The sequence below is a fragment of the Nocardia violaceofusca NBRC 14427 genome, from assembly GCF_963869435.1.
GTDB classification, from domain to species: Bacteria; Actinomycetota; Actinomycetes; order Mycobacteriales; family Mycobacteriaceae; genus Nocardia; species Nocardia aobensis.
The window spans coordinates 78,649-101,518 of record NZ_CAWMPM010000007.1; the positions used below are offsets into that span (position 1 = coordinate 78,649).

12 protein-coding genes are annotated in these 22,870 nt (G+C 68.2%); 11 read left to right on the forward strand and 1 reads right to left on the reverse strand.

The genetic code is table 11. The annotated features are described in order from the left end of the window. Positions 1-8: 8 nt before the first annotated feature. From AC5592_RS07770 to AC5592_RS07820, 11 genes are all read left to right on the forward strand, one after another. Entirely contained in the window at positions 9-6,182 is a 6,174-nt protein-coding gene (locus AC5592_RS07770) for a non-ribosomal peptide synthetase (RefSeq protein ID WP_063063814.1), read from the forward strand. A 23-nt stretch (positions 6,183-6,205) separates the two neighbouring features. After that, positions 6,206-6,958: a thioesterase II family protein gene (locus AC5592_RS07775; protein ID WP_036498193.1), complete on the forward strand. Its 753-nt coding sequence runs from the start codon at positions 6,206-6,208 to the stop codon at positions 6,956-6,958. Continuing rightward, positions 6,955-8,253, forward strand: coding sequence for a beta-ketoacyl [acyl carrier protein] synthase domain-containing protein (locus tag AC5592_RS07780; protein ID WP_063063815.1), 1,299 nt, complete (start codon positions 6,955-6,957; stop codon positions 8,251-8,253). Before AC5592_RS07775 ends, AC5592_RS07780 begins: the two co-directional genes overlap by 4 nt. Then, entirely contained in the window at positions 8,246-11,290 is a 3,045-nt protein-coding gene (gene nbtC / locus AC5592_RS07785; protein ID WP_063920269.1) for a nocobactin polyketide synthase NbtC, read from the forward strand. The genes AC5592_RS07780 and nbtC overlap by 8 nt, the downstream gene beginning before the upstream one ends. A gap of 76 nt (positions 11,291-11,366) precedes the next feature. Then, positions 11,367-12,344, forward strand: a complete 978-nt coding sequence (locus AC5592_RS07790; protein ID WP_232329252.1) for an ATP-binding cassette domain-containing protein — start codon at positions 11,367-11,369, stop codon at positions 12,342-12,344. Further along, the gene (locus AC5592_RS07795) at positions 12,341-13,126 is read left to right on the forward strand and encodes an ABC transporter permease (protein ID WP_063063817.1); all 786 of its coding nucleotides are present in this window, start codon (positions 12,341-12,343) and stop codon (positions 13,124-13,126) included. Before AC5592_RS07790 ends, AC5592_RS07795 begins: the two co-directional genes overlap by 4 nt. Next, the gene (locus tag AC5592_RS07800; protein ID WP_232329253.1) at positions 13,123-13,932 is read left to right on the forward strand and encodes an ABC transporter permease; all 810 of its coding nucleotides are present in this window, start codon (positions 13,123-13,125) and stop codon (positions 13,930-13,932) included. Before AC5592_RS07795 ends, AC5592_RS07800 begins: the two co-directional genes overlap by 4 nt. 326 nt (positions 13,933-14,258) lie before the next feature. Next, positions 14,259-15,407, forward strand: a complete 1,149-nt coding sequence (locus tag AC5592_RS07805; protein ID WP_198163784.1) for a lipase family protein — start codon at positions 14,259-14,261, stop codon at positions 15,405-15,407. Positions 15,408-15,457: 50 nt separating this feature from the next. Further along, positions 15,458-16,774, forward strand: a complete 1,317-nt coding sequence (locus AC5592_RS07810; RefSeq protein WP_157121661.1) for a lipase family protein — start codon at positions 15,458-15,460, stop codon at positions 16,772-16,774. Positions 16,775-17,037: 263 nt separating this feature from the next. Further along, positions 17,038-18,192, forward strand: coding sequence for an alkane 1-monooxygenase (locus AC5592_RS07815; protein WP_442789559.1), 1,155 nt, complete (start codon positions 17,038-17,040; stop codon positions 18,190-18,192). A gap of 269 nt (positions 18,193-18,461) precedes the next feature. Further along, positions 18,462-20,570 (forward strand): amylo-alpha-1,6-glucosidase, encoded by a 2,109-nt coding sequence (locus tag AC5592_RS07820; protein WP_036498201.1) that lies wholly within the window; start codon positions 18,462-18,464, stop codon positions 20,568-20,570. A 15-nt stretch (positions 20,571-20,585) separates the two neighbouring features. Here the strand turns inward: AC5592_RS07820 and AC5592_RS07825 are convergent, their stop codons facing one another. Beyond that, complete coding sequence (locus AC5592_RS07825; protein WP_371507143.1) at positions 20,586-22,628, reverse strand: M13 family metallopeptidase; 2,043 nt, start codon at positions 22,626-22,628, stop codon at positions 20,586-20,588. Positions 22,629-22,870 lie beyond the last annotated feature (242 nt).

Consider the following 22,870-nt stretch of genomic DNA (forward strand, 5'->3'; position numbering starts at 1 on the left):
TTCGTCAGATGCGTTCGCTGGAAGACCTGCAGGTAGCGATGGCGGCTCGGCTCGCCGAGGAAGGTTTGGCCACCGCCGCGGCCGTGCCGGTACGCCGGAATCCGCAGCGGGCGCCGTTGTCGTTCGGTCAGCGTTACGTGTGGGCGCATCAGCAGATTTCGCCCGGCAGCTCCGCCTACAACCTGTGCCTGGCGCTGACCTTCGAGGGCGCGGTGGACGCCGAGCCGATCGATGTGGCGGCGCTGCGCACGGCCTTCGCCGCGCTCGTCGAGCGGCACGAGGTGCTGCGCACCACCTATCACACCGATGAGGACGGTGAGCCCTATCAGCGGATCCACGCCGACCTGCCGCCCCGGCTGCTGGAGGAGGATCTGTCCGGTCTCGCCGAGGAGCAGGCCCGGCGGCGGTTGCGCGAGCTGACCGAGTCCGCGGCCCGCGAAACCTTCGATCTGACAGCGGAATCCTCGCTGCGGGTGACCTTCGTCCGGATATCCGCCGCCGAACTGGTCGCGGTGGTCGTGATTCAACACATCGCATGGGACGGGATGACGCTGCCCGCGCTCTCCCGGGATGTGGAGAACTTCTACCGGCAGGCACTGACCGGCCCGGTCACGGTGGAGCCGCTGCGGTTGCAGGTCGCCGATTTCGCCGAATGGGAGGCCGACCGGTTCGCCGCCGAGGACCATGCCGAGGATATTCGCTTCTGGCAGAACCGCTTCGACGGTGAGCTGCCGGAACTGCAACTGCCCTACGATCGCCGTCCGGTGGCGGCCACCGAACGTGGTGCCCGCTGCGATCGCCCGCTGAGCGCGGCCGCCGACACCGCGCTGCGCCGCCTCACCGCCGAACTGCGCACCACCCCGTTCTCGGTATTCCTCGCCGCCTACTACGTCGCGCTGCGCGAGATGACCGGGCGCGGCGACATGGTCATCGGCACCACCGTGGCCAACCGCGAAGAGTCCGGGATGGAGCTGCTGATCGGCAATCTCAGCAATATGCTCCCGCTGCACATCGCCGGCCGTGACGATCAGCGCTTCGCCGAACTGGTCGAACAGGTGCGCGGCGTGATCACCGACGCGTTCGGGCACAAGCATTTCCCGCAGGAAGGCATCGTCCGCGCGGTGAACGCCGCGACCGGCAACGTCGGCTCGAATCTGTTCGACACGATGGTGCTGTTCCTGCACCAGAAGATCGACGGCCCCCAGTTGCCGGGGGTCACCACCAGCTGGGAGCTGATGGACAACGGCGCCGCCCTGCTGCCGCTGGTGGTGGAGACGTTCATGCACGGTGATCGGACCGACGTCCAGATCACGTATCGCACCGACCTTTTCGACGCCGTGACGATCGATCGCCTGCACGAGTACATCGATCTGGTGCTCGCCACCGCGACCGCCGATCGGCGGGTATCGGAGCTGGCCACCCTGTCAGCGACCGATCGCGCGGCGCTGGCGCAGTGGTCGCACGGCGCCTCGGTGCCGATCGAGGCGGAGACCGCCGACGCGATGATCCGTGCCTCCGCGCGCACCCACCCGGACCGCACGGCCGTGGTGTTCGGCGATATCGAACTGACCTACCGCGAATTCGATACCCGGGTGAACCGGCTCGCGCGACTGCTGCTGGAAGACGGGGTGCGGCCCGGTGATCGCGTCGGTGTCTACGCCGAGCGCAGTGAACGGCTGCCGATCGCGTTCGCGGCGGTGCTGCGCGTCGGCGCGGTGTACTTCCCGATCGACCCCAGCTACCCGATCGACCGCATCGAGTACATGCTCGGCGATGCCGAACCGGCGCTGCTGCTGACATCGGCCGACAAGGCGTTGAGCGTCGAAACCGTTGTCCCCGCAATCGATCTCACCGACACGAAGGTGATCGAACGCCTGTCCGCCCTCGACGGCTCGGAGCTGCCGCAGGCCGCGCTGCCGCGGCCTCTGCATCCGCTCGACCCCGCCTATCTGCTCTACACCTCCGGCACCACCGGCCGCCCCAAAGGCGTCGTGATCCACCACCGCGGCATCGCCAACCACGTGCAGTGGATGCGCGACTATCTCGGCTTCGGCGAGGAGCGCATCCTGCAGAAGGCGCCGATCGGCTTCGACGTCTCGGTCTTCGAACTGGTGAACGCGCTGTGCACCGGATCGGCGACGGTGCTGCCGCCGCCGCAGTGGTGGCAGGCCGACGTGGAGGCACTCGCCGAGATCATCCACCGGCATCGCATCACACAGATCTCGTTGGTACCCAGCGTGGTTCGCGCCTTCATCGACGCCGGGCCGGATCCGGCGCGGCTGCAGTCCATGCGCTATGTGTACCTGGGCGGCGAGGCGGTACCGCCGGCGCTGGTCGAGGAATCGAGCCGTTTCTTCGGCGGCACGGTGCTCGGCCTCTACGGCCCGACCGAGGGCTCGATGGACCTCATGCACGAGGACTTCGCCGGCCGCACGACCACGCAAGCCACGGCCGGCGCTGCGCTCGAACCGGCGCTCATCGGCCTGCCCGAATGGAATTCGTCGGTCTACGTGCTGGACGAGCGGTTGCGGCAGGTCCCGCCCGGCGTGATCGGTGAGCTCTACCTCGGCGGCGTGCAACTCGCGCAGGGCTACCATCGCCGCCCCGATCTGACCGCCGGAGCCTTCGTGGCGTGCCCGTTCGCCGGTGAGCTCGGGGCCCGGATGTATCGCACCGGCGATATCGTGCGCTGGAATTCGCAGGGCCGCATGGAATATCTGGGCCGGGTCGACGATCAGGTGAAGGTGCGCGGGCATCGCATCGAACTCGGTGAGATCGGCACCGTGCTGCGTCGCGTACCCGGGATCGCCTCGGCCGTGGCGATCACCGTGCCGCAGAATGCGCAGAGCCATGACCTGGCGCTGGTGGCCTACTATGTGCCCGAAGCGAATTCGCAATTCGCCACCGGCGGTGACGCCGAGAACACCGAGCGCATCAAAGCCGCACTGGCACAACGCCTGCCGGAATACATGATCCCCACGGCACTGGTGAAACTGGCGGCACTGCCGCTGACCGCCAACGGCAAACTCGACCGCCGGGCACTGCCGCAGCCGGATCTCGGTGGCAGCACCGGCCACGGCCGGGAACTGCGCGCGGGCGCCGAAGCCGCGGTCGCGGAGGTGGTGCGCGCGGTGCTGCACCTCGGCGATACCACCGCGCTGGCGGCCGACGACGACTTCCTGGCGCTGGGCGGCGATTCCATCAGCGCGATCCGGATGGCGTCGGCGTTGAAGAAGTACGGATTGCTGATCACCACCAGCGCCCTGTTCGACGCGCGCACGATCGCCCGCATCGCCGCGGCGTGCGAGCCGATCGTCGAGAGCAGCGGCCCGGCACTGGTCGAGGCGGACAGCCCGGCCGGCTGGATCCCGCTCAACCCCATCGCGGCCCTGCTCACCGAACAATCCGGCGACTACCACGCCTACACCCAGGCCACCGCGGTCGTAGCCCCCGCACACAGCACACGTGAGCAGATCGCCGAGGTGGTCTCGGCGCTGGCCGCACGTCATCCGATGCTGCGTGCCCGGCTCGGCACCGATCCACAGGGCGCCACGGCCTATTACGTCCCGGAACCGGACGAGCCGGCCGCCGCGCCCACCGTCGCGGAGATCGTGATCGGCGACGAGAACTGGGATCGCACCGCGGGTGCGCGCCTGAACGAGCAGCTGGCCGAATTGAGCGCGCAGCTGGACCCCGCCGCGGGCCGCATGCTCGCCGCCGCCTGGGTGCACTCCGCCGACGGAACGCAGGGGCGGCTGCTGCTGGTCGTCCACCACCTGGTGGTCGACGGTGTGTCCTGGCGGGTTCTGCACGACGATCTGCGCGGCCTGTGGGGTGTCGCGGCCGCGACGGTCGAACCGCAGCCGGGAACCTCGGTCAAGACCTGGAACACCAGCCTGGTGCACGTGGCGAACAGCGACGCCGTACTCGCGACGCTGCCGTACTGGCGCGCGGCCGCCGAGGCGGTGGATCCGCTGCTCGGCAGCCGCGCCCTGGACCCCGCCGTCGACACCGTCGCGACCGTCCGCGAGGTCACCGCCACCCTCGACGCGGACGACACCGCGTTCCTGATGAGCACGGCCACCACGGCTTTCGGCTGCGACTTCCTCGACATCCAGGTCGCCTCGCTGGCCGTGGCGATTCATCGCTTCCGCCGCCGCCGCGACCGGGACGCGCAGGCGGTGGCGGTGACGATGGAACGGCACGGCCGGGTCGAAACCCTGTTCAGCGGAGTCGATCTGGCCAACACCGTCGGCTGGTTCACCACGACCTATCCGGTGTCGCTGTGTATCCCGGATGCGGGCGAGCAGGTGGAATCCGCGGTGAAAGCGGTCAAGGAGCAACTGCTCGCGGTGCCCGAATCGGGAATCGGCTGGGGACTGCTGAGCCGGCTCAACCCCGGCACCCGCGCCGAGCTGGCGGGTTCGCCCTCGCCGCAGGTGAGTTTCAACTACATGGGCCGCTTCGCCGCCTCCGGCGCCGCCGACCGCGAATCGGTCCGAACCTGGGATGCCGCACCGGAATTCGGCTATATGGGCGGTCACGCGGATCCGGCGATGCCGGCCCCCGCCCTGCTGGACATCAACACGGTGGCACTGGCCGACGGCGGCAGCGTGCGATTGCATGCCTCCTTCCGCTTCCCGGCGGGACCGCTGTCCGACGACGACGCCGGCGAACTGGCCCAGCTGTGGACCGAGGGCCTCGGTGAACTCGTGAAGACGGTGCGCGACAACCCTGTTCGCCGCCTCACGCCCAGCGACGTGGTCGCCGACGAGGTGTCCCAGCTGGACCTGGATCGCTGGCAGGCGCTGTATCGCGGCTGTGTGGACATCTATCCGCTGGCGCCGCTGCAGGCCGGCTTGTACTTCACCGCGCTCGGCTCCGCGGGCAACGACGTCTACAACGTGCAGACGCTGATCGGCGTGCGCGGCGCACTCGACCTGCCGCGGCTGGCCGCATCCTTCGACACCGTCCTGAACCGCTATCCCAATCTGCGCGTATCGATTTCGGTGTCCCATGCCGGACAGCCGTACGCGGTGGTCGCCGACTACATGCGGATCCCGGTGCGCGAGATCGACTTCGCGGACCTGCCCGACGCGCAGCAGCGGTTGCGGGAGTTCTTCCGCGCCGATCAGGCCGAGCATTTCGACCTCACGCACGGACCGCTCCTGCGGGTGACGGTGGTGCATCTTCCCGACGACCACCACATGGTCGTACTGACCTCGCACCATCTGCTCACCGACGGCTGGTCGGGTCAGCTGCTGCCGCGCGAGATCTTCGCCGAATACGCCGGTCGCGGCGGGCAGCCGCTCGGCGATCCGGAAACCTTCGCGCGCTTCCTGCGCCTCACCCGGGATCGGGAGCAGGCCACCGAGGCGGCCTGGCAGAGCTATCTCGAGGATGTGCGACCGTGCCTCGTCGCCCCGGCCCGCACGCCCGGCAGTGGCGGTGTCCCGGAGGGGCGCACATTCGTCCTCGACGACGACACGGTCGCGCGCGCCACCGAACTGGCCGCGGAGCAGGGCGCCACCTTCAGCCTGGTCTGCCAGCTCGCCTGGGCGAACGCGCTGCGGTACGTCACCGGCGAGCAGGCAACGGTGTTCGGTGAGGTGGTGTCGGGCCGGCCCGCCGATCTCGACGGCGTCGACCATGCCGTCGGCTGTTTCGCCAACACCATCCCGGTCGCGATCGACCTGGCCGGCGACCGCACCTGGCGCGACCATCTCGCCGAGATGCAACGTCATCGCGTGGAGCTGATGGAGTACCACCAGTACCGGCTCACCTCGGCGATGCGGGCGGCGGGACGATCCGGCCCGGCGGCGCGCAAGCTGTTCGACAGCATGTTCGTCTTCCAGTCCTATCCGCCGGGGCGCGACGAGCTGGAAACCTCGTTGCGCGAGGGCGGTTTGGAGCTGGTGTCGTTCGAGGGCGGCGGCGCCACCGACAACGCCCTGCTGCTGATGATCTTCCCGGCGAATTCCCTGCTGCCCGGCGACGCCGTGCAGGCCGTGGTGTTCTACGCCGAGGACAGCTTCGAAGCCGACGATGCCCGCATCGTCGAGACCGCCTTCCGGAATACGTTGCGCGCCATCGCCGAACAGCCCGACCACGCCGTCGCCGACACCACCGTGATCGACGACGAGGATCAGGGCCTGCTGGTGATGCGGCGGATGTGGCAGTGACAGACATGAGGAGTCAGACGAGCATGGCAGCAGCACCCGGTTGGATCCGGCAGTTCCACGCACCGCGCGGCGCGAGCGCACCGCTGATCATCTGCCCGCACGCGGGCGGCGGCGCATCGACCTACCGGCCCTTCTCGAAGCAGTTGCGCGAATATTTCGATGTCGGTGTGCTGCAGTATCCCGGCCGTCAGGACCGGGCTCGCGAGGCCGCGTTGCAGACGTTGCCCGAGATCGCCGAGGGCGCCTTCGACGAATTCGCGCTCTCGCCGTGGAATCGCGACGAGCCGATCACGGTGCTGGGCCACAGCATGGGGTCGATCGTGGCCTTCGAATTCGTGCGCATCGCCGAATCCGAAGGAGTTCCGGTGCGATTGCTCGCGGTTTCGGGTGCGGTTCCCCCGGGCCGGGTCGCCGAGATGCCGAACCATCCGACCGAGGACGAACAGTTGCTCGACCATATGGCCGGGCTGGAGGGCACCGGATCGGATCTGCTCGGCAATCGTGAGCTGATGCGGATGGCGCTCCCGGCGCTGAAGGCCGACTACGCCGCCTTCGACCGCTATTCCTGCCCGGCGGACGTGCGCGTGCAGGCCCCCGTCCAGGCGATGGGCGGCAGCGACGACGACTACGTCACCATGGGCGACCTCTACGGCTGGCAGCAGCACACCGAATCGGACCTGCGGGTGTCGATGTTCGACGGTGGCCACTTCTATCTGCACGACCACGTCGAGGGCATCGCGGAGCTGCTGGTCGCGGAAATGGAGACCACATCATGAGCGACGCGGATCCGATCGTCGTCAGCGGCTTCGCCGTCGAGGCGCCCGGTGGCATCGAGACGCCCGGACAGTACTGGGCGGCGCTGTCGCAGGCGCGCGATCTGACCGGGCCGTTCCCGCGCGACCGCGGCTGGCCGCTGGCCGAACTGCTGAACCTGGCGCGCCACGAAGGCTGGGCGGCGGTCTGCGACGCCGGCGGATTCCTCGCTCGCGCAGCGGAGTTCGATCCGATGTTCTTCGGCATCACCCCGCGCGAGGCCGTCGCGATGGATCCGCAGCAGCGGGTGGCGCTGCGGGTGGCCTGGCGGGCGCTGGAGAACGCCGGCATCGATCCCGCGGCTGTCGACGGTGACGAGGTGGGCTGCTATATGGGCGCCTCACCGACCGAATACGGTCCGCACGGCGCCGAGGTCAACGACTACTCCGGCTATCGCGCGGCCGGTGCCGCGCTCGGGGCGGTGGCGGGGCGGATCTCCAACTGTCTCGGTCTCGGCGGCCCGTCGATCGTGGTCGACACCGCCTGTGCCTCGTCGCTGTCGGCGGTGCATATGGCGGCGGCGGCGATCCGCGCCGGGGAATGTGACTGGGCGCTGGCCGGGGCCGTGTGCGTGATGGGTTCGCCCGCCGCGTTCTTCGAATTCTCCAAGAACAACGCGCTGGCCGCGGACGGGCAGTGCAAACCGTATTCCGATGCCGCCGACGGCACGCTGTGGGGCGAGGGCGCGGGCGTTCTCGTACTGGAACGCGAATCGCGGGCCCGTGCGGCCGGTCGCCGGATCTACGCCCGGGTGCTCGCCACCCGGGTCAATCACAACGGCGCGGGGGCGCCGATCGCCGTGCCGAGCAGCCGCGCGCAGGAGCGGCTGATCCGCGCGACCGTGGCGGCAGCGGGTATTGCGCCCGAGGTCGTCGGCATGATCGAGGGACACGGCACCGCGACCGCGGTCGGGGACCCACTGGAACTCCAGGCGCTGGACCGCGTCTACGGTTCGGGCTCCGCGCGCCTGGGCTCGGTGAAATCGAATCTGGGCCACGCCCAGGCGGCGGCGGGCATGCTCGGCCTGATCAAGGTGCTGCTCAGCGGTCTGCACGGTCAGATCGCGCCGACCCGCTTCGCCGACAATCCGACCGGCAAGGTGGATTGGGACGCGACCGGCCTGCGGCTGGCCGCGAAGCTCGAGGACTGGCAGCCGCACGACGGTGTGCGCTACGCGGCGGTGTCGTCGTTCGGCGTCTCGGGCACGAATGCCCATGCGCTGCTGGCCGTTCCGGCCGAAGAGGAGAGTCATGTCTAGCTACCGCCTGCCCGACGGCAGCGTTCCGATCCTGCTGTCCAGCGACAACCCGGATCTGCTCGGATCGGAGGCGGCCGCGATCGCGGACTACCTCGTCGGCCATCCCGGGGTGTCGCCGGATCGCGTGGCCGACATGCTGTTTCGTACCCGATCGCCGCGCCGCCACCGCGCCCTGGTCATGGCCGATGCGCAGACCGACGTGATCGCCGCGCTGCGCGCCGTGGCCGACGGCCGCCCGCATGCGGCGGTGGTGCGATCGGAGCGCGCCGCGACCGCGCAGCGCGTGGCATACGTCTTTCCCGGTCAGGGCAGCCAGCGCCCGGGCATGGGCGCGATGCTCTACGAGCACTCATCGGCCTACCGTGACGCAGTCGACGAGTGCGACAAGGTCTTTCACGATCTCTACGGCTGGTCGCCGCGCGCCTATCTGCTCGAGGCCGACCGGCAGGCCGACGACAAGGCGCTGACCGTGCAACCGGCACTGTTCATGCAGATGATCGGTGTGGCCGCGATGTGGCAGGCCGCCGGGGTCGCCCCGGGAGTGACGGTGGGGCATTCGCAGGGGGAGATCGCCGCAGCCTGTGTGAGCGGGGCCCAGACCCTGCGGGACGCGGTGCGGATCGTCACCACCCGGGCGCAGATCGTCGACGATCGCGAGCTCAGCGGCTATTCCATGGCGGTGCTCGGCATCGATCGCGACGAGTGCGAGGACCTGATCGCGCGGCAGGCCGACTTCGTGGAGCTGTCGGTGGTCAACTCCCGCCACATCATCGCGATCTCCGGCGAACGCGACGCGGTCGTGGGCATCGTCGAAACACTGAACGCCGCAGGGAAATTCGCGAAGGAAATTCGCGTCCAGTATCCGGCGCACACCTCCTACGTGAGTACGGCGCGCGAATTGCTGTCTGCCACGGTCGGTCCGGAGATGGACAACCATGCCTTCGCCGACACCGAAATCGACTGTATCGGCGCCACCATGGGCGACCGCATCCATTCGGGTCTGTCGATCGTCGACTACTGGTACCTGAATCTGCGCAACCGGGTGCGCTTCGACCTGGCGATCCGGAAAGCCGCGGACGCCGGGGCGACCACCTTCCTCGAGATCTCCGAACATCCGACGCTGATGTTGGCGATGCAAGAGAATCTGGGAGAGATTTCGGGGCAGCGGGAATTCCAGGCGCTGGGCACCTCGCGCCGCACCGCCGAGGATCTGCGGGAATTCACCCGCAATCTGGCGACCGTCGCGGTGCACGACGCGAATTATCGATGGGAGGCGCTGCGCGAACCAGGCGAGCGTGGTGTGCCCGCACTGCCGCTGCTCGACTTCCCCAATACGCAGATGAGCGCCAAATCGCTGTGGGCGCCGTTCGATTACGCACGCGCCGCGCACAAGCCGCTCGCCGACAGCGATTCCGGCGGCTCGACGGTCGCCCCGCAACGGGTGGTGGAGACCTGGACCCGGTTGCAGCGGCGAACGATGGTGCCGCCGCGGACCTTCGTGGTGATCGACCCGGCCGGCGCGAACGAAGATCTCGCGGCGGCCGTCCGCGCGGCCGCGCCGCGCCAGGGCGCCACGGTCGTCGAGCCGGGTTCCGGCACCAGGCCGGACACCGTGGTGGTGCTGGTCCCGCCGTCGTCGGCGAACGGACCCGTGCACGACGTCGCCGAATTCCTCGGCGTCCGAACCTGGTTGGACGAGCTGGACGGTATCGGCGATATCTGGTTGGTGACCAGCGGCGGCGAACAGGTCGTCGAATCCGATCTGCCGGATCCGTTCCATGCCGCCGTGCAAGCCGGATTTCGTTGTCTGGCAGCCGAACACGTGGGCGTCGCCTTCCGGCATGCCGATCTGGGCGCCGGGGTCGACGCCACCGTGGCGGCCAAAGCGCTGCTCGGGGCGATCCACATCGCCGCGGAACCCGAACTGGCCGTGCGCGACGGCGGCTTCTACGCCAAACGGCTGATTCTCGACGACACCGCGGGCGACGCCCCGTTGCGTGCGGAAGAGTTGCGCGAGGTCGTGATCGTGGGCGGCACCGGCAAACTGGGCCTGGATTTCTGTGCGCAGTTCGCCGCCGCGGGCGCGGGCCGGATCACGCTGATCAGCAGATCCGGCGGTACGGCGGCCGCCGGGGCGCGCATCGCCGAGATCGGAGCCCGGTACGACACCGAGGTCGTCGTGCGGCGCTGCGACGCCGGCGATGGGGAGGCGCTCGGCGCCCTGGCGGCGGAATACGCCGCGAGTCCGGCGACCCTGATCGTGCACGCCGCCGTGGACTACGAGGCGGCGGCCGCCGATCCGGACCCGGCCGCCATCCGCGCGGCGGCGACCGCCAAATTCGTTGTGCTGCACAATCTCACGCGCATCTTCCCGCGCGCCGACGACGCCCGCATCGTGGTGTGCTCCTCGCTGTCGGCCACGCTGGGCGGGCGCGGGCACATGGTCTATTCGGCGGTCAACCGCATGCTGGACGCGCAGGCCGCGCACTACCGGGCCGAGGGCATCCGATGCTCGTCGGTGCAGTGGGGTCTGTGGCGGGCGGTCGGCGCCGACCACGCCGAAGCGCTGGCCCGCATCAGCGGCACCGGACTGCTGCCGATGGACCCGGCGGTGGCGGTCGCCGCCGGTTTCGCGCCGCGCGCGGCCAACGTTCTGGTCGCCGCCGCGCAGTGGGGACGGATCCGAGACCTGTTCTCGGTCTTCGGTTTCGCGCCGCTGTTCGCCGAACTACCCGACGACGAGCCGGAACCTGCGCCGTCGGCCGCCGAACCCGCCGCCGAACCCGAGCCGGCCGCCGAAGATCCGGCCGTGCCACCCGACGTCGCCGACTCCGTGCGCGATGCGCTGCGCGTGGTGATGGGGCTGGAGCCGGACGAAGCCGTCGACGGCTCGGTTCCGCTGGTGGCGCTGGGCCTGGATTCGCTGCAGGCGCTCGATCTGCGCAAGCGGGTCGAGGCCGAGTTGCGGCGGGACCTCCCCGTCACCGCCATCCTCGGCGGCGCCTCCCTGGACGAGGTGGTGGCGCTGCTCGGCTGATGTCGAAGCGGTGGAGTTCGTCGAAAAATCAAGTTAGCCTTACCAAAGTAAACGGGTGGGCGCTCGGACGGAGAGCATGGTGTCGAATTCAATGGGTGGTCCGGCGGATACGGACGACGCGATCGTCGTCGACGGCGTGGAGAAGACCTTCGGCGCGGTGCGCGCGCTGAGAGGTATCAGCTTCAGCGCCCCCGCGGGCAGTGTGCTGGGCGTGCTCGGGCCCAACGGTGCGGGGAAGACCACCACGGTGTCGGTGTTGTCGACGCTGATCCGGCCCGATGCCGGCAGTGCGCTGGTGGCCGGCTTCGACGTGGTGACCCAGGCCGCGCAGGTGCGGTCGTCGATCATGCTGACCGGGCAGTACGCGGCGCTCGACGAAATGCTCACCGGCCGGGAGAATCTGGTGCTCTTCGCCCGGCTGATGGGATTGCGGCGCAAGGCCGCCGCGCGGCGCGCCGAGGAACTGCTGGAACAGTTCGCGCTCACCGAGGCCGCGGAACGACGGGTCGGCCAGTACTCCGGCGGTATGCGCCGGCGCATCGACATCGCCTGCGGACTGGTCCGCCCGCCACGCGTCGTATTCCTCGACGAACCGACCACCGGCCTGGACCCCGTCAGCCGCCAGAGCCTGTGGGCGCTGGTGCGCTCGCTCAAGGCACAGGGCGTGACGATCCTGCTCACCACCCAGTACCTCGAGGAGGCGGATGCGTTGAGCGACAACATCATCGTCGTCGACAAGGGCACCGTGATCGCCGAGGGAACCGCCGATCAGCTCAAGGCCCGCTCCGGCGACAGCTACTGCGAGGTCGTTCCGGTCGACGCCGCGGATGTGCCGGCCGTGGCCACCGCGCTGGCGAACCTGGGCGAGGTCACGATCGCCGAATCGCAGGACCGGGTGTCGGTGCCGGCGCCCGGCGGCGCGGTGACGCTGTCGGAGGCGCTCGACCGGATCAACACCGCGGGAATCGAATTGATCGACATCGCGCTGCGCCGCCCCTCCCTCGACGAGGTCTTCATCCAGCTGACCAAACCGGCCGAAGAGGTATCGGCATGACCGCGGCGACCACCGAAACGGCGGAACTGTTCCGGGTTCCGGCCGGTCTGCAGTGGTCCGCCCTGAGCGGGCGCATGATTCGCAGCGCCCTGCGCGAAGGCGATCTCGTGCTGGCCTTCGCGGCGCCCGTGGTGTTCTTCGTCTGCTTCTATGTGCCGCTGCGGCATTCGATGGAAGCGGGCGGTATCGACTACGCCCAGTACCTGCTTCCGCTGATCGCGGTCTTCGCCATGTTCTTCACCTCCATGTTCGCCGGTGACCGGGCGGCGCGAGAGGTCGTCGGCGGCATGGCCACGCGGCTGCGGGCGATGCCGGTGCCGCCGTGGATTCCGGTGACCGCGCGGATGTCGGCGAATCTGGTGCGTGCCGTCGCCGCCTTCGCCGGGGCGCTGGTCATCGGCACGAGTTTCGGATTCCGATTCCACAGCGCGGATTCCGCGCTGGTCTTCGTGCTGGTGGTCCTGGCCTTCGGCGCCACCCTGGTGATCGCCACCGATGCGCTCGGCACCATCACCCGCAACAGCGAACTCAGCGGCACCGTCTTGTTCGGCCCCCAGCTGCTGCTGGTGATGACCTCCACCGGATTCGTTCCGGTCCAGGGCTTTCCGGGCTGGATCCAGCCGTACGTGCGCAATCAGCCGGTCTCCCGGATCACCGACGCGCTGCGCGGACTGGCCGCGGGGGAGTACACCTCCGAACTCGGCGTGGCCGCGATCTGGATCGCGGGGCTGTTCGTGGTGGCCGCGGTTCTCGCGGTGCGAGCGGAAGGGCGCCGGGGATGAGCGAGGTGGTGATGGGCGATTCTCCCGTGCTGGGCAACCGGATCGGCGATCTGGGATCGCAGACCCTGGTCGAGACCGGTCGCCTGCTGCGGCGCTGGTCGCGACAGCCGGAGGTGATCACCAGCACCCTGGTGCTGCCGATTCTGCTGCTGCTCATGTACGACCTGGTGCTGGACAAATCCCTCGGCGCCACCGGCGGGGCCGACCCGATCTACGGTTTCGTGCCGATGATCGCCGTCGCCGGAGCCATGTACGGCGCGATGGGGACCGGCATGTCGTTGTACGCCGAGCGGGAAAGCGGTCTGCTGCGCCGGTTCTGGGTGCTCCCGACGCATCGCTGGGCCGGACTGTCCGGCCGGCTCGCCGCCGAATGCGCCCGCGCGCTCGCGGCGACCATCGTGGTCGTCGCCGTCGGTATGGCGTTGGGCCTGCGTTTCCAGCAGGGCTGGGCCGGTGCGATCGGCGTCCTGCTGGTGCCGGTGATCGTGATCGCCGGATTCACGCCACTGGTCGTCGCGGTCGGGGTGAGCAGCGCCGGCGACAAAGTCGTGCAGTTGTTCGCGATCGTCGTGCTGGTCGGCATGTTCTTCAATTCCGGATTCGTGCCGGTGCAGAACTATCCGGGCTGGTTGCAGCCGGTCGTGCGGGCCCAGCCGATGAGCTGCGCCATCGAGGCGATGCGCAACTTCATCCTCGGTGGTCCGCTCCTGGTGCCGTTGTTGCAGACCGTCGCATGGTCGGCAGGGCTGATCGTGGTTTTCGGCGCCATGGCCATTCGCGGTTATCGGCGGGCCGTTCAGAGTTGACCGGTCCGCGCCTCCGGACAACTCGTTAGCCAGTCGTTAGCGAGACACGCCCACCGTCATTCTGATTCCCCGAAGATCGATACGTCTTTTTCGGTACTGTCGAGATCCGTTTGTTCGTTCCGATAGGCATCCCGAAGCTCAGGAAAGGACGAATCGTGCGGAGCCGGATTCGCAGTTGTACCGCTGTCTTGTTCGGAGCTCTCATCGCAGTCGCGGGCGGAATGGTTTCGGCGCCGCATGCCTGGACGCAGCCGCCGGCGCAGGCCGCCGCCGATGATTTCTACGTTCCCCCGGCGCCGTTGCCCCCGGGGCCTCCGGGTGCCATCGTGCGGGCTCAGCCTGCGTCGTTGCTGTTCTCGGCGCCGGGGCAACCCGGCGTCGTCCCGGCGAGCTCGACACGCATGATGTATCTCAGCAGCGACACGCACGACGCGCCGACCGCGGTGACGGGCACCTATCTGCAGCCGATGCTGCCGTGGACCGGACCCGGTGAACGCCCACTGGTCGCGTACGCGGTCGGCACGCAGGGGCAGGGCGATCAATGCGCGCCCTCGAAATTGCTCCCGCAGCTCGCCCAATACCTGCCGCCGTTCGACGTCATCGCCGAATACGATGTGTTGGCGCTGTATTCGCTGCTGTCGCGTGGGATGGCCGTTGTGGTCACCGATTACCACGGGCTGGGCACACCGGAAATGCACGACTTCCTGAACCGGAAAGCGCAATCCTATGCGGTACTCGATTCGGCGCGGGCCGCAGAGCAGTTGCCGAACAACGGCCTGGGGCCGCGGCCGCCGATCATCGTGTACGGCTACTCCCAGGGTGGTATGGCGTCGGCCGGTGCGGCCGAACTGCAACCGAGCTATGCGCCCGAGCTGAATATGCGTGGCGCGTACATCGGCGGGCCGGTGGTGGATCCCGAATACTTCATCGGCTTCAACGAGGGGCAGCCGAGTCTTTCCGGTGCGGTCGGCTTCACGCTCAACGGCATCGCCGCCGACTATCCCGACACTCGCCCGGAAATCGACGCCGAACTCAACGACGCGGGTAAGGCGCTGCTGCGCGATGCCGAGAGCAAATGCGCCATCGCGGTATCGATCGACAATCCGCAGCGGCAGACGGCCCAGTTCACCTCCAGCGGACAGCCACTCACCGCGGTGATCGACCGGTCCCCGGCGTTGAGCCAGGCCTTCGCCGATCAGCGCGTCGGTGGCGGCACGCCGTCGGCGCCGGTGCTCATCGCCTCGGCGAGGAACGACGAGGGTGCGCCGTACGCGCCCATCCGAGATGTGGCCGCCGCGTGGTGCAGTCGTGGCGTGCCGGTGCAGATGGACACGAACTCCCAGCTGCCACCGATTTCCGGTGTCATCGGCACCCACGATCTCGCGTTCTTCCCGTCGCTGGCGGCGTCGCAGATGTGGCTGACCGATCGGCTCGCGGGCGCGCCCGCGGCCGGCAATTGCGCCGCGCTGCCGTAGCGGCCCGACGCTCGACAACTATCCGCTGATAACGCAGGGAAGGATCGATCGTGAGGGGCTTGATCCGCAGATGGAACGCAGTTCTGTTCGGCTCGCTCGTCGTCATCGCGGGCGCGGCGATCTCCGCGCCACCCGCGTCGCCGCAACCGGCCGCGGAGGTCGCCGCCGATGATTTCTACATGCCGCCGCCGGTACCGCCGATGCCCCCGGGCGCGATCCTTCGCGCCCAACCGGCAGCGCTGGTGATGTCGGCGCCCGGTCAGCCGGGTGTCGTGCCGGCGGCGTCGACGCGAATGATGTACATCAGCAGCGACACTCACGACGCTCCGACCGCGGTGGTGGCGACCTATCTGCAGCCGACGCTGCCGTGGACAGGCCCGGGTGAACGTCCGCTGGTCGCCTACGGAGTCGGCTCGCAGGGGCAAGGCGATCAGTGCGCGCCGTCGAAGGTGCTGCCGCAGCTGGCCCAGTTCCAGCCGCCGTACGACCTCATCGCCGAATACGACGTCATCGCGCTGACGTCGCTGCTCGCGCGCGGTATGGCCGTGGTGCTGACCGATTATCACGGGCTGGGCACACCCGATGTGCACGACTTCCTGAACCGGAAAGCGCAGGCGTATGCCGTACTCGACTCCGCGCGTGCCGCATTGCAGCTTCCGGGCACCGGGCTGAATCCGAACTCGCCGGTCATTCTGTTCGGCTATTCCCAGGGCGGCATGGCCTCGGCCGGCGCCGCCGAACTGCAATCGAAGTACGCGCCCGAACTGAACGTGCGCGGCGCCTACATCGGCGGGCCCATCGTCGACCCGGAGAGTTTCATCGGCTACAACTACGGCCAGCACGGTGTCGGATCCTCCGCGCCGTTCACCCTCAACGGTATCGCCGCCGACTATCCCGAAACGCGTCCGATTCTCGATGCCGAAATCAACGATGCCGGTAAAGGACTGATGAACGACGCTCTGGGCAAGTGCGCCATTGCGGCGTCATTGGACATTCAAATACGGCGAATCACCCAAATCACCAATAGCGGAGAACCTCTCACCGCGGTCATCGACCGGTCGCCGGCGCTGAAAGCGGCATTCGACGAGCAGCGCATCGGAACCATCGCGCCCTCGATGCCGGTGCTCATCGCCTCGGCCGCGAACGACGAGGGCACGCCGTATCCGCCGGTTCGCGCAGTGGCCGCCGGCTGGTGCGCCGGTGGCACTGCGGTTCAGCTGGACGCGAATCCGCAGCTGCCCGCTGTCACCGGCGTCGTGGGCACCCACGACCTGGCCTATTTCCCGTCACTGATGACCGCGAATTCATGGATGACCGATCGGCTGGCGGGTCTGCCCGCGCCGAGTAATTGCGCCGCCCTGCCGTAGCGAGCCCGACAGACGCCGCCCGCCGACCGGGGTGGGCGGCGTCGTGTCGTCTCGGATCGGAAAACGCCTCGAAAAATGCTGTCATACCCTGGCGATTTCGGGGTATCTGCACGTCGATAGGTCTTTTTCGGTGATCTCTGGACAGCCTGGCACGAACGGCTACTCTGAATGTTTCAGGCCTACGCCGCTTCATGTTTCAGGCCGGCGCCGCTTCGCGCGGCCGCATTCTCGATCTGGTGTCACTCCTGGACAGCGAGAAGTACATGGCGATCTTCGAACAATCCCGAGCCCGCGACCCCAAGCGCTACCTATGGATGCTGGGGTTGATAGCGCCGGCCTGTGCCCTGCTCCCCGGCCCGCTGGTGGTCCTCACCGGATCGCCGGTGTTCTGGTGGATCGGGCCGATCATCGTATTCGTGGTCATTCCGTTGCTGGACTGGACGATCGGGAACGACGGCAGTAACCCGCACGACGAGGACTACGAAGCGCTCTCCAACGACCGCTACTACCGTTGGTGCACTTACCTGTTCCTGCCGATGCAATTCTTCGGCCTGCTCGTCGCGGGTTTTCTGTGGGCGGACACCGCGCTCTCGTTCGTCGACAAACTCGGTCTCACCGTCACCCTCGGGGTGGTGTCCGGCATCGGGATCAACGCCGCCCACGAACTCGGCCACCGGTCCGAGCATCTGGAACGATGGCTGTCGAAGATCGCGCTCGCGCAATCCGCGTACGGGCACTTCTTCGTCGAGCACAACCGCGGCCACCACGCCCGCGTCGCGACCCCGGATGACCCGGCCAGCGCCCGTTTCGGCGAGTCCCTGTGGGTGTTTCTGCCGCGCAGCATGTTCGGCGGGCTCCGCTCGGCGTTCCGGCTCGAACGGGACCGGCTGGCACGCAGGAACAAGCGGTGGTTCAGCTACGAGAATCATCTGCTGCAGGCCTGGTCGATGAGCGTCGTGCTGTTCGGCGCCATGATCCTGTGCTTCGGCCCGCGGGTGATCCCGTGGCTGGCCCTGCAGGCGTTGATCGGCGCCCTTCTGCTCGAGACGGTGAACTATGTCGAGCACTACGGCCTGCTGCGCGTGCGGCGCGCCGACGGCACATTCGGGCGCTGCTCGCCGCGCGACAGCTGGAACAGCGACAGCCTGGTCACCAACATCTTCCTGTTCCATCTGCAGCGCCACAGCGACCACCACGCGAATCCGGGCCGCCGCTACCAGACCCTGCGCAGCGTCGAGCAGGCGCCACAGCTTCCGATGGGTTATGCCGGGATGGTCCTGCTGGCCGCGGTGCCGCCGCTGTGGCGCGCGGTGATCGATCCCCGGGTGCTGGACCACTACGGAGGTGACCGCAGCCTGGTCAACGTCAAACCGCCGCGCAAACGGCCCGTCGAGGGAGCCGGCGATCGCGCGCGCTGAGTCCCGTCCGCGATCCACCCTGCTGGGCCGCAGCACGGATTTGTGACGTGGTCGAGGGATCGGCCGTGCCGAACACCGTCCAGCGGTTACTCTCGATGATCGAGACGTTCTCGCACGAACGTTGTCGGATAGGCCCACGCACACCTCGAGCCGGATCGGTTGTCGCCGGTGATCAGGGAGGAGCCGTTCGCGATGGTGATGTTCGAGTCGACGAAACGATCTACCGCGCCCGCCGCGGCGCCGCGACACCCCCGAGGGGGTGATGCGCGATGACCGGGCCCTCACCTCTCAACGGCGGCGAACCCGCCCTGCTCAACGGTTCGGTGACGCTGGTCGAGGGCAGCACCTTCTGCCTGTCCGACCGGGTCGGCGATGTGGAATCGGGAACGTCGCAGGGCCTGTTCTATCGCGATGCTCGCGTGGTGTCGCGGTGGGAGTTGCGGGTGGACGGACAGCGGCTCGAACCGCTGTCGGTGCTCAGTCCGGAGGCCTTCACCGCGCGGTTCATCCTGCGGCGGCCGCCGCGGTCGGGCGCCGCCGATTCCAGTCTGCTGGTGGTGCGCGAACGCCTCGTCGCCGACGGTATGCGGGAGACGGTCATCCTGGAGAATCTCGGCCGCGAACCCACCGCCGTGGTGCTGGAACTGCGCGCCGACGCCGACTTCGTGGATCTGTTCGCCGTCAAGGAGGGCCGCGCCGGGCACGGCCGGGCCGAGATACTGGTCACCGACAACGAACTGCTGCTCAACGACCGCTCCGATCGCGCACGCGGCCTGGCGGTCTCGTCCTCGGAACTGCCGATTGTGCTGCCCGGCTCGCTGACCTGGCGCATCGTCGTGCCCGCCACCGGGCGCTGGCAGACCGAGATCCTGGCCCAGCCGACGGTGGCCAATCAGCGGGTGCATGTCGCGTTACGCCCCGGCGAGCACTACCGCAGCAGCGAACCGGGCCGCAAGATGGCCGCGTGGCGTGACACCGCCACCAAACTCACCACCGGAGATCCGCAGCTCACCGCCATTCTGCAGCGCACCGAAAGCGACCTGGGGGCGTTGCAGATTCGCGAGGAACGCCGCCATCGCACCTTCGTCGCCGCCGGCGCCCCGTGGTTCATGACGCTGTTCGGCCGCGACTCGCTGCTCACCGCGTGGATGGCGCTGCCGCTGGACTCCTCGCTAGCCCTGGGCACCATGCAGCAATTGGCCGAAATGCAGGGTCAGCAGGTCGACGCCCTCACCGAGGAGGAACCGGGCCGGATCATGCACGAGATCCGGCGCGGTCCGGCGGGTGGACTGGCCCTGGGCGGTGAGGTGTACTACGGAACCGTCGACGCCACACCGCTTTTCGTGATGCTGCTGGCCGAGACCCGGCGGTGGGGTGCCTCGCCGGAGGCGGTGCAGACGCTGCTGCCGGCGGCCGACGCGGCCCTCGACTGGATGTCGCATTTCGGCGACCGCGACGGCGACGGCTTCGTCGAATATCAGCGCGCGACCGACCGTGGCCTGATCAATCAGGGCTGGAAGGACAGCTTCGACGGCATCAACGACGCGGCCGGACATCTCGCCCAGGCGCCGATCGCGCTGTGCGAGGTGCAGAGCTACGTCTACGCGGCGATCCTGGCCCGCGCCGAACTGGCCGAGGAATTCGGGCAGTCGGACAAGGCCGAGAAGCTGCGCGAACACGCCGCCGAACTGCGGACGAAATTCTCCGAAGCGTTCTGGATTCCCGAAAAGGGCTGGTACGCCGTCGCTTTGGACGGCAACAAACGCCGCGTCGACGCGCTCACCAGCAATGTCGGGCATTGCCTGTGGTCGGGCATCGTGACCGACGAACATGCCGAACAGCTGGTGCATCATCTGGCGACCGCCGAGATGGACTCCGGATTCGGTTTGCGCACACTGTCTTCCGGGATGGGCGCGTTCAACCCGATGAGCTATCACAACGGTTCGGTCTGGCCGCACGACACCGCCATCGCCGTCGCCGGTCTGCTGCGTTACCGTCACATCCCGGGTGCGGTCGGACTGGCCACCCGGCTGTCCAACGGATTGCTCGACGCCGCAACCGCTTTCGGTGGCCGCCTGCCCGAGCTGTTCTGCGGCTTCCAACGTTCTCGGTTCTCGGCGCCGGTGCCGTACCCGACCTCGTGTTCCCCGCAGGCCTGGGCCAGTGCCGCGCCGTTGCTGCTGGTCCGTTCGTTCCTCGGACTCGAACCCGATGTGCCGCACCGCACGGTGACCGTCCTGCCGCACGTCCCCGCGCGCTGGGGCAGGGTAGAGCTCACCGATCTGCGCCTCGGCGGTACAGCGGTGGATCTGGCGGTGGACGGCGAGCAGGTGACGGCCGCCAACCTTCCCGAGGATTGGCGACTGATCACCCACTGACCGGTCGCGCGAAGCTCACAGAGCGACGCGCTGATCCTCGGGAAGGAAGAGTTTGTCCGACGGCTGGACGCCGAAGCTCGCGTAGAACTCCGGCAGGTTGCGCACCACCTGGTTGCAGCGGAATTCGCCGGGGGAGTGCGGATCCGTCGCGACCTGCTGTTCCAGCGACTGCTGGGTCTGCTTCTCGCGCCAATTGCGGCCCCAGGACTGGAACATCGGGGTGTAGTCCGGGGCGTTGCGGCCGCTCTTGGCTTCCTCGATGCGGAAGGCGGCCAGCGCGATCATCAGTCCGCGCAGGTCGGCGAGGTTCTCGCCGACGGTCAGCTGACCGTTGACGTGATCGCTGGGCGGCAGTCCCTCGGGCACCAGCGCGTTGTACTGATCGATCAACTGTTTGGTCTTGGCCTCGAACGCGGCCCGGTCCTCCGGGGTCCACCAGTCCTCGCGATTGCCGTCGCCGTTGTACTTCGAACCCTGGTCGTCGAAGCCGTGGCCGATCTCGTGGCCGATGGTCGCGCCGATCGCGCCGTAGTTCACCGCCGGTTCGGCGCCGGTGTCGAAGAACGGGGCCTGCAGGATCGCGGCCGGGAAGTTGATGGAATTGGAGGTCGCCTCGTAGTAGGCGTTGACGGTCTGCGGCGACATGCCCCATTCGGCCTTGTCCACCGGCGTCCCCAGCTTGTCCATCGACCGCTTCGCCTCGAAAGCCTCGATGGCGAGCAGGGATTCGACCAGTTGGCCGCGGGTGACCTTCAGCTTCGAATAGTCCACCCACTTGTCCGGATAGCCGATCTTGACCGTGATCTTGTCCAGTTTCGCGATCGCGGCCTCGCGGGTTCGCGGCGACATCCACGAGGAGTTGCGGAAGTTCTCGCGGTAGGCGGCGAGCAGATTGTCGACCAGTTCCTTGGCCCGCGTCTTGGCCTGCGGCGGAAAGTATTTCGCCGCATACAGCTTGCCCAGCTGCTCACCGAGATTCGCGTCGACCACCGCGACCGCCGATTTCCACAGCTCCGGGCGCTGCTCGATTCCGCTGGTGGCCTTCAGGAAATCGAAATTCGCGTCCGAGAGTTCCTTGTTCATGTACTTGGCGTATTTGCGCAGCAGGCTGAGCTTCAGCCATTCCCGCCAGGTGTTGATATCCACCTCGGTCCACAGCTGACCCGCCGCGGTGACGAACGACGGTTCGCCGACGACCATCTTCGCGAACAGATCCTTGGGCCGGTCGGTGCTGCCGGCGAGCCAGGGCTCCCAGTCGAAACCCGGTGCGAGCGTGGTCATCTCGTTCCACGCCATGAGGTTGTAGGTGGCGTCGGCGTCGCGGGTGCGAACGTTGTCCCAGTAACCGGCGGCGATGCGCTTCTCCAGGTCCAGGGTGCGTTCGGCCGCACCATCCGGATCCGGGAGGCCGGCGCCGGTCGCCAATTTGTGCAGCAACGTCTGGTACGCCGAAAGGTATTGCGCGAATTCGGGTTTCCGGTAGTACTGCTCGCTCATGCCGAGGCCGGACTGTCCCACCGCCGGAATGTAGGCGTTCGAATTCTTGCGGTCGATGCTCACGCCGAGTCCGATCAGGCCGCCCAGCGGCAGCGCACCCATGACCTTCGCGAGATCGGCCCTGTTCTGCGCCCCGTCGATCCGGGCGAACAGCGGTCGCAGCGGGGCGGTGCCGAGCTTCTCGAGCGTGTCCAGATCCATCCGCGCGTCGTAGAGGTCGCGGATCTGCTGGCCCTCCGACCCGTCCTTCGGATCGTGGATCCCGTCGATGACCTCGCGCAGCTGTCCCTCGACCCGATCGGATACCTCGGCGAAGGTGCCGTAGGAAACCTTGTCCGGCGGCAGCTGGTAGGTGCGCAGCCAGGTGCCGTTGATATTGCGGTACAGATCGTCCTGCGGCCGCACCGCGGGGTCGACGCCCGACAGATCGGGGCCGGCGAGAGGTTTGGGCTTCGTGTCGTCGCTGTTGCACGCCACCAGGGCGGTGGCCACCGGCACCGCGCCGAGGGCGATCAGGAACGAGCGGCGACCCAGGCGGACCTGGCGACCGGACGATGTCACAGAAAATCCTCTCCCCGACTTCATCGTGCACCTGCGCGACGACACCGCGGTCCCACCCGGAGGCGGGGCCGGTCGCGTCGGTGAGAGGCTAACCGAACCTGCTGAGTATCGGCTGAGTTCGACCGCCACCCGTGGCGGCCGGCCTCGCCCGATGCCCCGCTCGCCCCTGATTTGGGCGCGACCTGCGGCTTCGCTACACTTGTCGGGTTGCCTGCGGGCATTGTGCCCGCACTTCGGCCGCG

Bases quoted from the DNA above. Each gene is read 5' to 3' on its own strand.
- AC5592_RS07790 (WP_232329252.1), top strand. From the start codon at position 11,367: ATGGTGTCGAATTCAATGGGTGGTCCGGCGGATACGGACGACGCGATC.
- AC5592_RS07820 (WP_036498201.1), top strand. From the start codon at position 18,462: ATGACCGGGCCCTCACCTCTCAACGGCGGCGAACCCGCCCTGCTCAAC.
- AC5592_RS07815 (WP_442789559.1), top strand. From the start codon at position 17,038: ATGGCGATCTTCGAACAATCCCGAGCCCGCGACCCCAAGCGCTACCTA.
- AC5592_RS07775 (WP_036498193.1), top strand. From the start codon at position 6,206: ATGGCAGCAGCACCCGGTTGGATCCGGCAGTTCCACGCACCGCGCGGC.
- AC5592_RS07770 (WP_063063814.1), top strand. From the start codon at position 9: ATGCGTTCGCTGGAAGACCTGCAGGTAGCGATGGCGGCTCGGCTCGCC.
- nbtC (WP_063920269.1), top strand. From the start codon at position 8,246: ATGTCTAGCTACCGCCTGCCCGACGGCAGCGTTCCGATCCTGCTGTCC.
- AC5592_RS07795 (WP_063063817.1), top strand. From the start codon at position 12,341: ATGACCGCGGCGACCACCGAAACGGCGGAACTGTTCCGGGTTCCGGCC.
- AC5592_RS07780 (WP_063063815.1), top strand. From the start codon at position 6,955: ATGAGCGACGCGGATCCGATCGTCGTCAGCGGCTTCGCCGTCGAGGCG.
- AC5592_RS07800 (WP_232329253.1), top strand. From the start codon at position 13,123: ATGAGCGAGGTGGTGATGGGCGATTCTCCCGTGCTGGGCAACCGGATC.